Origin of the sequence: Burkholderia sp. Bp9004, from assembly GCF_003858025.1 — a bacterium.
GTDB classification, from domain to species: domain Bacteria; phylum Pseudomonadota; class Gammaproteobacteria; order Burkholderiales; family Burkholderiaceae; genus Burkholderia; species Burkholderia diffusa.
Map to the genome: position 1 here is coordinate 1 of NZ_QTQD01000064.1, position 7,400 is coordinate 7,400.

The 7,400-nt window shown below is 65.9% G+C and carries 8 protein-coding genes; 1 reads left to right on the plus strand and 7 read right to left on the minus strand.

Translation table 11 applies throughout. The features are described from left to right. The 3 genes from DIE08_RS35005 to DIE08_RS35015 all read right to left on the minus strand — a co-directional run. The coding region (locus DIE08_RS35005) for a DUF2817 domain-containing protein (protein WP_124906422.1) at positions 1 to 432 on the minus strand (432 nt) is incomplete at its 3' end. A 76-nt stretch (positions 433 to 508) separates the two neighbouring features. Beyond that, entirely contained in the window at positions 509 to 1,681 is a 1,173-nt protein-coding gene (locus DIE08_RS35010; RefSeq protein WP_124906424.1) for a 2Fe-2S iron-sulfur cluster-binding protein, read from the minus strand. 1 nt (position 1,682) lies between these two features. After that, positions 1,683 to 2,729 carry an aromatic ring-hydroxylating dioxygenase subunit alpha gene (locus DIE08_RS35015; protein ID WP_124906426.1) on the minus strand — a complete coding sequence of 349 codons (1,047 nt, stop codon included), beginning with the start codon at positions 2,727 to 2,729 and terminating at the stop codon, positions 1,683 to 1,685. A 169-nt stretch (positions 2,730 to 2,898) separates the two neighbouring features. Here DIE08_RS35015 and DIE08_RS35020 point away from each other — a divergent pair, with 169 nt between their 5' ends. After that, positions 2,899 to 3,843 carry a LysR substrate-binding domain-containing protein gene (locus DIE08_RS35020; RefSeq protein ID WP_124906428.1) on the plus strand — a complete coding sequence of 315 codons (945 nt, stop codon included), beginning with the start codon at positions 2,899 to 2,901 and terminating at the stop codon, positions 3,841 to 3,843. Positions 3,844 to 3,950: 107 nt separating this feature from the next. Here DIE08_RS35020 and DIE08_RS35025 read toward each other — a convergent pair whose 3' ends face one another. From DIE08_RS35025 to DIE08_RS35045, 4 genes are all read right to left on the minus strand, one after another. Then, positions 3,951 to 4,724: an ABC transporter substrate-binding protein gene (locus tag DIE08_RS35025; protein ID WP_124906432.1), complete on the minus strand. Its 774-nt coding sequence runs from the start codon at positions 4,722 to 4,724 to the stop codon at positions 3,951 to 3,953. A 435-nt stretch (positions 4,725 to 5,159) separates the two neighbouring features. Next, the gene (locus tag DIE08_RS35035; RefSeq protein WP_124613136.1) at positions 5,160 to 6,014 is read right to left on the minus strand and encodes a 3-hydroxybutyryl-CoA dehydrogenase; all 855 of its coding nucleotides are present in this window, start codon (positions 6,012 to 6,014) and stop codon (positions 5,160 to 5,162) included. 38 nt (positions 6,015 to 6,052) lie between these two features. Continuing rightward, a complete protein-coding gene (gene bktB / locus DIE08_RS35040) occupies positions 6,053 to 7,246 on the minus strand; it encodes a beta-ketothiolase BktB (RefSeq protein ID WP_124906430.1) in 1,194 nt (397 codons plus the stop codon). 49 nt (positions 7,247 to 7,295) lie between these two features. Next, positions 7,296 to 7,400, minus strand: a 105-nt coding sequence (locus DIE08_RS35045; protein WP_141667388.1) for a 4Fe-4S dicluster domain-containing protein, incomplete at its 5' end; no start/stop codon positions are given.

Genomic DNA, 7,400 nt, shown 5'->3' on the forward strand with positions numbered 1-7,400 from the left:
GTAGATCTCGTGGATCGCTTCGTATCCCTGATTGATTGGCAGTGCGCCCCCGAAATCCACATAGTTTCGGTTCAGATCGACATTGTCTTCGTTGACGCGCCGCACCCATGCGGTGCCCCACGGATTGATCAGATGCACCATCAGCACGGCCACGCCGGGCGGCAGCGCACGCCCGGCCAGTTCGTGCAGCCATTCAGTCTGACACGTGGATCCGTAATAGCCTTCGACGCCATGCGTGCCGGATACGACCGCCAGCACGCGACGCGCGTCGCGCGGGCCGAGCCACGCGACATCGGTCGCGAGCGGCTCGCCCGCCGGCCCCGTGAGCGGGTGCGGATGGCTCGTCACCGCCGCACCGGCCGCGTCGGCCGCCTGCAGGAACCGCGTGCGTTGCTGCATGAAATCGGTATCGACCGGAAAGCCGTACTTCATCGTCGAGTTCTCCTCGTTCGCGCGGCGGACTGCGCCGCCCGTCGCCTGTTCTGTTCATATGCGCAACCGCCGCGCGTCAGCGGCGCCCGCATTGCAGATCGAGCGTCACCGCGCTGGTCGGGCGCGCGCAGCACAGCAGCACCGAGCCTTCCGGCGGCGGCGACAGCGGATCCTCGTCATACGCGATGTCGCCGGACAGCAGCCGCGTCACGCATGCATTGCAGAGGCCTGCGCGACAGTTGAACACCGGTGCATATCCCGCCTGCTCCGCCATCTCCAGCAACGACCCGTGTTCCGGTCGCCAGTGTATCGGCTCGCCGTGCGGCTCGAAGCGCACCGTAATCGCATCGCCATCGATACCCGTCGGATCGGCACTCGCACCCACGCCAGCAACCACCGCCGCGGACCGCGCCGCACCGTCGGATTGCGGTGCATCGGCCTCGCTTTCGAGCAACGTCGCAGGCCCGAAGAATTCGTAGCGGATCCGCTCACGCGCAACGCCCAGCCCGCGCAGCAAGCGCCAGTTTGCCTGCATGAAACCCGGCGGCCCGCATAGATACACGTCGTAGTCGTCGAGCGGCAACAACGATTGCAGCAGCTCGCGCGTCACGATCCCGCGACTGTCGAAGCCGCCGCGAGCTTCGTCGTCCTCAAGTGGCTGCCGGTAGCACACGTGCAAGTGGATGCCGTCCCGTGTCGCGGCCAGTGCACGCACCTCGTCGGCGAACGCATGGATCGCGCCGTTCTCGCATGCGTGAATGAAATGCACGCGCCGATTCGACGCGCGAGACAACCGATGCAGCATGCTCACGAGCGGCGTCACGCCAACGCCGCCACTCATCAGCACGATCGGACGCTCGCTGCCTTCGTCGGACACGAACGCTCCGGCCGGGCCCGCCAGCTCCAGTTCTGCGCCGACGTCGACGCTCGTGTGCAGATACGTGGAGCCGCACCCTGGCGGCACATCGCCGCCGCCGTCCTCGCGCTTGACCGAGATGCGCCAGCGCGCCGTGTCGGCAGGGTCACCCGACAGGCTGTAATGACGCAGCACGCTTTCGCCGTCCGGCAGCGTCAGACGCAGCGCCACGAACTGGCCGGGCGCGAACTCGAGCGACCGCGCGCCGTCCACCGGCACGAGTTCGAACGACACGATCGCATTGCTCTCGCGCGTGCGGCGCGCGACGCGAAACCGCTCGAACCGGCTCGGTGCAGCCGGCGCCCGCGCGGAAGTCAAACCGGTATCGGCCATGTTATCGCCCCGCCTCGCACGCGACGGCGGCCGCCCGTTCGGCTTCGATCATCTGTCCGATCGCGCGCCGGAACCGCAGCGGCCCGGAATCGATCGCGAGATCGATGTTCGGCTTGCGTCGGCGCGCCATGCCCTCATGCACGGCGGCGAGCACCACGCGATCCTCTTCGAACGCGTGGCGCACGTCCTCGTCGAACGCGCGCGACACGTGTTCGTCGCCCGGCGCGAAATTGCGCGTCTGAAACCAAAAGTAACGCGTATGCGCATCGTCAATCGGCGTCATGAAGTTATACGAGTTCATCAGAAACACGTCCGGATGCGCGATGCAGTCGTCACTGCCGGTGCCGGCCGGTGTGAAGATCGCCTTGATCACCGCGACCGACGGAAACCGCACCTCGTAGTGCTGCTTGCGATCGCAGCGCCCCGCGAACCGGACGAATTTCGCGTAGAAGGGCGCAACGTCGACGTCACGCATCCAGCGCGACACGGTCACGCCGTTATCGGTGACGCTCGTCTTCAGCGGCTCGGATTCGCACGCGGCATTGCCGAACGACGAGCGATGCACCCACGCGACATGCGACGGATCGAGCAGGTTGTCGGTCATGTACAGGTAGTGACAATCGATCGTCATCGCATCGCCGCGATTGAGGCCCCACGCCGGATCGTCCCATTCATCGATCGTCAGGATCGCGTCCGGATCGGCACTCGCTTCGTCGCCCATCCACATCCATACGAGCCCATAGCGCTCCGCGACCGGATACCGCCGCACCTTCGCCTGCGCCGGAATCCGCGCCGAACCGGGCGCGCGCACGCATGCGCCCGAACAGTCGAACGTCAAGCCGTGATAGCCGCATTCGACGTCGTCGCCCGTCAGACGGCCCATCGACAGCGGCAGCATCCGGTGCGGGCACGCGTCCTCGAGCGCCACTGGCGTGCCGTCGGCCTTGCGATACAGCACGATGCGCTCGCCGAGCATCGTCACGGGCGTCAGCCGGCGCGTGACGTCCTTGTCCCATGCAGCGACATACCAAGCGTTTTTCAAAAACATCCGATTCTCCTGTTGTTCGGAGCCGCGCGCCACGCTCCCCGGTATCGATGCATCAGACGCAAGCATAAGAAACCACAACAGGAAAGAATAGCCACTCGAAACTGATCAATGCTTTAGTATCTCTAAAGCGACTTTCGTCTACGATCACGCTTTTGCCGAATCCACTGCCATGAGTACGCTTCCTCCATTGCGCGCGCTGCAGGTCTTCGAAGCCGTCGGTCGCTGCGGCGGCATCGCCGAAGCGGCGAAACGCCTCGGTGTGTCGGCAGGCGCCGTCAGCCAGCAAATGAAACTCCTCGAGGACACGCTCGGCCTCAGCCTGCTCGAAAAGGACGGCAAGCGGCTGCGGCTCACGACGGCCGGGCGCAGCTACCACGAGCGCTGCGCGGACGCGTTCGAACGGCTGCGTATCGCGCACGCGGAAGTCGAGCGCTCGCGGCACGACCGCAACCTGCGCATCAGTGCGCTGCCGTCGCTGCTGTCGAAATGGCTCGCGCCGCGCGTGATCGACTGGCAGCAGGCCTACCCGGACCTGAGCGTCTATCTCGACGGCACGCATACCGAGCCGTTTCCAGACGGCTACGAGATCGATTTCCGGATCAGCTACGGCGATCGCGTCGCCGACGTCGACAATGCGGTCGAGCTGTTTCGCGACGCGGTGGTACCCGCCTGCAGTCCACACCTGCTGCACGACCGCGCGCCGCTAGCGACGGCGGCCGACCTGCTGCCGTTCCCGCTGATCGCGATCGACTGGCAGCCGAAGTTCGCGTCGCCGCCGTCGTGGCAGGACTGGTTCGGTGCTCACGGCGTGGATGCGTCGACTGCGGCACCGGTCCGCCAGACATTCTCGCTGTCGAGTGTCGCGATCCAGGCCGCGATCGACAGCCACGGCTTCGTGCTCGCACAGTCGTCGATGATCGTCGACGACGTCGCTGCCGGACGGCTAGTCGTGCCGCTCGCGTCCGGGCTGCCGCTGCCGTGGCCGTACTTCCTCGCGTGGAAGAAAAGCGCGTTCGACAAGCCGGAATGCCGCGGCTTCCATCGCTGGCTGCTCATGCGCGCGCGCGAGCAGCAGCAGGTCAGCGATCAGCTGGTCGCGGCGACAACAACGTAACGGGCCTCGGAACGCGTGGCGAACCTCGACCCGCGCCCGCCTGCTCGGCGTTCGCACGCCGCCTGGCATCCGATGCGCCAGGCGACACGCGAAGGTACCGTTCGCGGTTACGGGTTCGACTGTTCGATATCGAAATAGCGGCGTTCCAGCCGACGGAACGTGCCGTCCTGGTTCATCGCCGCGATCGCTCCGTCGATCTTTTCGCGTAGCGCGCCGTCTTCCTTGCGCAAGCCGATCGCCACGCCCTTGCCGAGCGTCTTCTCATCGACGACCGGCTCACCGACGAATACATAGCCCGCCCCTTGCGGGGTTTTCAGAAACCCTTCGCTCGCGGAAATCATGTCGGTAATCGTCGCGTCGAGGCGGCCGGCACGCAGATCGTTGTACACCAGTTCCTGGTTCGCATACGAAACGACCTCGACGCCGGCGGGCGCCCAGTACGTGCGCGCATAGGTCTCCTGCGTCGAGCCCTGCGCGACGCCGACGCGCTTGCCCCGCAGCGACGCGACGGTCGGCTTGAGGTCGCGGCCGCGCGGGCCGACCAGTCGGCTCGGCGTGTTGAACAGCGACGTGGAGAACGCGACCTGCGTCTCGCGCTGCGGCGTGACCGACATCGCAGACAGGATCGCGTCGAACTTTCGGCCCTTGAGCGCCGGAATGATGCCGTCGAATGCGGTCTCGACCCACACGCACCGCACATTCAGACGGCGGCAGATTTCGTTGCCGACATCGATATCGAAACCGACGAGTTGCCCCGACGGCGCTTTCGATTCGAACGGTGCGTAGGACGGATCCACGCCGAAACGAAGACGGGTTGCGTCGCCTGCGTGGGCGGACGCAGCGGACACCAGCATGACCAGACCGGCAATTGCGATTTTCATGTGTGCTCCAGGAGACTCGGTTCGGGGCGGCGCGCACTCACGTCGCGCGCGTCGGATCGACAGGTTGAAACGACCGAGACCAAGCTTAAAAATCCACAATTCCGCCGAACAGAGGCCTCGTGCTGCGCGTCCCTTAAGTTTTTCTAAAATGGCGTCGTACGGTCGAGCAGTTCGACTTGCCCCTGGATGCCCGATATTCATCTGCTGAATCGCTGCCGTCGCGACAGGGCAGCGCATTCTCCGACACGCCGCCGATGCGCGACATCCGGCGCGCTGCGGAACGCGTTCGCGGCGCTGATGATGATCCAGGTCGCGGCGGCCGTGCGCCATGCGATCACGTTGCCGCGGAACCTGGCGATGCTCGACGCGTACGCATGCCGCCCAAAGCACACGGCCGCCCGAAGGCGGCCGCGCGAAGAGGCATCGATGCGCCGCTTACTTGCTGTAGTCGTACACCCCGCGCCCCGTCTTGCGCCCCAGCCGCCCTGCCGACACCATCTCGCGCAGCAGCGGGCACGCACGATACTTCGTGTCGCCGAAGTCCTTCAGGAACACGTCCATCACCGCGAGGCACACGTCGAGCCCGACGAGATCGGCCAGCGCAAGCGGCCCGATCGGATGGTTCGCGCCGAGTTTCATCCCCGCGTCGATCTCCTCGGCCGACGCAATGCCTTCGGCCAGCACGAAGAACGCTTCGTTGATCATCGGCACGAGGATCCGGTTCACGACGAAGCCCGGCGCATTGCGCACGCCGATCGGCGACTTGTCGAATCGCTCGGTCAGCGCGCGCACCGCAGATGCGGTCGCGTCGCTCGTCTGCAGCCCGCGGATGATCTCGACGAGCGGCATCAGCGGCACCGGGTTGAAGAAGTGCATGCCGACAAAGCGCGACGGATCGGCGAGCAGCGCCGCGAGCGACGTGATCGAGATCGACGACGTGTTGGTCGCGATGATTGCGTCGGGCCGCGCGACCGACTCGATCTGCTTCAGGATGCGGCTCTTCAGCTCGACATTTTCGGTCGCGGCTTCGATCACGATGTCGACCGCGGCGAGCTTCGCGTAGTCGGTCGACGTCGTGATGCGTGCGAGCGCGGCGTCGCGTGCGGCGGCGTCGAGCTTGTCCTTCGACACGAGCCGCTCGAGGCTGCCCTTCAGTGCGGCGACACCCTTGTCGAGTGCCGCATCGCTGACGTCGATCATTACGACGTTGAGTCCTGCAACGGCGGCGGTTTGCGCAATGCCGTTGCCCATGGTTCCGGCGCCCACGACGCCGACGGTTTCGATGGCCATGACGATTCCTGTGTATTCGGGTGCTGAACGGTCGATTATCAGATGTTCTCGAAGATCGCCGCAATCCCCTGGCCGCCGCCGATACACATCGTCACGAGCGCGTAACGCCCGCCGATGCGCTTCAGCTCGTACAGCGCCTTGACCGTGATCAATGCGCCCGTCGCGCCGATCGGGTGACCGAGCGAAATGCCAGAGCCGTTCGGGTTGACCTTGGCCGGATCGAGACCGAGCTCCTGCGTGACCGCGCATGCCTGTGCCGCGAACGCCTCGTTCGCCTCGATCACGTCGAGATCGGTGACCTTCAGGCCGGCGCGCTCGAGCGCCTTCTGCGTGGCCGGCACGGGGCCGATGCCCATGTACGCCGGATCGACGCCCGCATGCGCATACGCGACCAGACGCGCGAGCGGCTTCACGCCCTGCGCACGCGCGGCATCCGCGCTCATCATCAGCACGGCGGCAGCGGCATCGTTGATCCCTGATGCGTTACCGGCCGTCACCGTGCCGTCTTCCTTCACGAACACCGGCTTCAGCTTCGTGAAATCGTCCGGGCCGGCGTCGTGACGCACGTGCTCGTCGGTGTCGAACGCAACCTCGCCCTTCTTCGTGCGGATCGAGATCGGCAGGATCTGGTCCTTGAAGCGGCCTTCCGCGATCGCGCGCGCCGCACGGCGATGCGATTCGAGCGCGAGCGCATCCTGTGCGTCACGCGAAATGCCGTACTTGCGTGCGACGTTCTCGGCCGTCACGCCCATGTGGATCGTCTGGAACGGGTCGTGCAGCGCGCCGAGCATCATGTCGACGAGCTTCGCATCGCCCATGCGCTGGCCGAAGCGCGCGGACGGCACGCTGTACGGCGCGCGGCTCATGTTCTCCGAGCCGCCGCCGATGGCGACGTCGGCGTCGCCGAGCATGATCGTCTGTGCGGCCGACACGATCGCCTGCAGGCCCGAGCCGCACAGGCGGTTCACGGTCAGCGCCGGCGTGTGCTGCGCGACGCCACCGTTGATCGCCGCGACGCGCGCGAGATACATGTCCTTCGGCTCGGTGTTCACGACGTGGCCGAACACGACATGCCCGACCGCGTCACCCGAAACGTTCGCGCGCGACAGCACTTCATTCACGACCTTCGCGCCGAGATCGGTCGGCGAGAAATCCTTCAGGCTCCCGCCGAAAGCGCCGATCGCGGTACGGACACCGCTCACCACCACGACTTCCTTCGCTGCATTGCTCATCGTCTCACTCCGGTTCGTTCGCGCCCGCGGGCGCGGGGATGCGTTTGCGTTACATGTTCGGGTAATTCGGCCCGCCGCCGCCTTCCGGCGTGACCCACACGATGTTCTGCGTCGGGTCCTTGATGTCGCACGTCTTGCAGTGCACGCAGTTCTG

Bases quoted from the DNA above. Each gene is read 5' to 3' on its own strand.
- DIE08_RS35025 (WP_124906432.1), bottom strand. From the start codon at position 4,724: ATGAAAATCGCAATTGCCGGTCTGGTCATGCTGGTGTCCGCTGCGTCC.
- DIE08_RS35010 (WP_124906424.1), bottom strand. From the start codon at position 1,681: ATGGCCGATACCGGTTTGACTTCCGCGCGGGCGCCGGCTGCACCGAGC.
- DIE08_RS35015 (WP_124906426.1), bottom strand. From the start codon at position 2,729: ATGTTTTTGAAAAACGCTTGGTATGTCGCTGCATGGGACAAGGACGTC.
- DIE08_RS35020 (WP_124906428.1), top strand. From the start codon at position 2,899: ATGAGTACGCTTCCTCCATTGCGCGCGCTGCAGGTCTTCGAAGCCGTC.
- bktB (WP_124906430.1), bottom strand. From the start codon at position 7,246: ATGAGCAATGCAGCGAAGGAAGTCGTGGTGGTGAGCGGTGTCCGTACC.
- DIE08_RS35035 (WP_124613136.1), bottom strand. From the start codon at position 6,014: ATGGCCATCGAAACCGTCGGCGTCGTGGGCGCCGGAACCATGGGCAAC.